Raw genomic sequence first — 644 nt, 5'->3', positions numbered from 1 at the left:
AGAAAGTAGGTGATAAAATCTATTTCAACGCAGGAAAACTAAACAAAAGAATAACATTCACAGCCTACACAGAAACAACTAACTCAATAGGGCAAACAATCCTATCAGAGCAACCAATAAAAACTATGTGGGCTAATATTATGCCCATAAGAGGATTTGAACAAACCTTAGAAGAACGATTAAGACCTGAAACAGTCTATAGGATTTTAACAAGATATCATAGAGGCATAACACCTAACATGAAAATAAAGTATAAAGACAAACTCCTTCATATCACAGAGATTATTAATGTGGATGAGGGAGATTTTGCTTTAGAGATTACAGCCACTTCAAAGGAGATTAGGAATGGCAAAGAATGATGTATTCCAGTTGAATGGACTAACAGACTTACAGAAGAAATTATCTTTTGTTACGAAGAGCTATCCTGACGAATCAGAGAAGCTTTTAACTAAAATGGGAAATCAATTTAGGAAAGAAGTTAAGAAGAAAACACCTGAAAGACTACAAGGTACGAGTAAGAAGAAACTTATTAATTCCTATAAAGTAAGTAAAGTGAAGGGGTATGGTAAAGACCTATATGTAGAGTTTAGGTCAACCAGCCCTCATTTTCATTTAGTAGAACGTGGGCATAGAATTGTAGTAGG

2 protein-coding genes are annotated in these 644 nt (G+C 34.3%); both read left to right on the top strand.

Going from position 1 to position 644, the window contains the following annotated elements; genetic code table 11:
* The coding region (locus ACLTBU_RS05675; RefSeq protein WP_412218069.1) for a phage head closure protein at nucleotides 1-359 on the top strand (359 nt) is incomplete at its 5' end.
* Nucleotides 346-644, top strand: a 299-nt coding sequence (locus tag ACLTBU_RS05670) for an HK97 gp10 family phage protein (RefSeq protein WP_412218067.1), incomplete at its 3' end; no start/stop codon positions are given. The genes ACLTBU_RS05675 and ACLTBU_RS05670, both read left to right, overlap by 14 nt.

Source organism: Zhenhengia sp., assembly GCF_046966505.1.
GTDB lineage: Bacteria > Bacillota > Clostridia > Lachnospirales > Cellulosilyticaceae > Zhenhengia > Zhenhengia yiwuensis.
Note: the sequence above shows the minus strand (reverse complement) of the source record. Positions and strands in the feature narration are given on the sequence as shown.